At 73.0% G+C, this 1059-nt stretch carries 1 protein-coding gene; it reads left to right on the top strand.

Features of this window, described 5'->3' with window-relative positions; all coding sequences use genetic code 11:
* Positions 1–1059: macrolide family glycosyltransferase (locus tag AB0G02_RS41985; protein ID WP_360806696.1), on the top strand; the 1059-nt coding region annotated here is incomplete at both ends.

The raw sequence follows: 1059 nt of genomic DNA, 5'->3' as shown, positions 1-1059 counted from the left end.
GCCCTGGTCAGCGCACCCGCCGCGGGGCACGTCAACCCGACCCTGCCGCTGGTGGAGGAGCTGGTCCGGCGCGGTCACCGGGTCAGCTACGCCACCGGTCCCGCCACTGCCGCGGGCGCGGCGCGCGCGGGCGCCTCACCGGTCGTGCTGCCGTCGGAGCTGCCGCCGGACATGGACGCGCGGGGCGAGTTCACCGCCGAGCAGCTCGCCGTGACGCTGGAGCACTTCCTGGACGACGCCGAGGTGTCGTTCCCGGTGCTGGCCCAGCACTTCGAGGCCGACCGGCCCGACGTGGTGTGCTACGACTCGGTGACCTTCACCGGGCGGATGCTGGCCAACCTGCTGGGCGTGCCCGAGGTGGCGCTGGTGCCGACGTTCGCGGAGAACGAGCGGTTCTCCGCGACGCAGGTCTACCTGCCGCCGTCGTTCGACCACCAGCACCCGGCGCTGGTCGCCGCGATCGGGCGGATGGCGCGGTTCGCGTCCGGCTTCACCTTCCTCGACGACCCGAACCTGATGTTCGGCCACGTCGCGCCGACCAGCGTGGTGTTCGTGCCGCGGTCGTTCCAGCTGTCCGCCGAGACGTTCGACGACCGCTTCCACTTCGTGGGGCCGTCCCTGACGAGCTGGCAGGCCGCCGAGCAGTGGACGCCGAGGTCGGACTCGCCGGTGCTGCTCATCTCGCTGGGCACGGTGTTCAACTCGCGCCCGGAGTTCTACCGGGCCTGCGTCGAGGCGTTCGCGGACTCGCCGTGGGAGGTGGTGATGTCGATCGGCGCCCTGGACCCGGCGCTGCTCGGGTCGCTGCCCGCGAACGTCTCGGCGCACGCCCACGTCCCGCAGGTGGCCGTGCTGCGGCACGCGTCGGTGTTCCTCAGCCACGCGGGGATGAACTCGGTCATGGAGGCGCTGTACCAGGGCGTCCCGTTCGTGACCGTGCCGCAGATCCCGGAGCAGCGGGCCATCGCGGCGCGTGCGGCCGAGCTCGGCCTGGGCGTCACCCTCGAAGACCAGACCCCGGCCGGTCTGCGCGCGGCCGTGTCGGCGGCGCTGGCGAAC

The sequence above is a fragment of the Actinosynnema sp. NPDC023658 genome, from assembly GCF_040639995.1.
In the GTDB taxonomy this organism is placed as follows: domain Bacteria; phylum Actinomycetota; class Actinomycetes; order Mycobacteriales; family Pseudonocardiaceae; genus Actinosynnema.
This window is presented reverse-complemented; position numbering and strand designations above follow the sequence as displayed.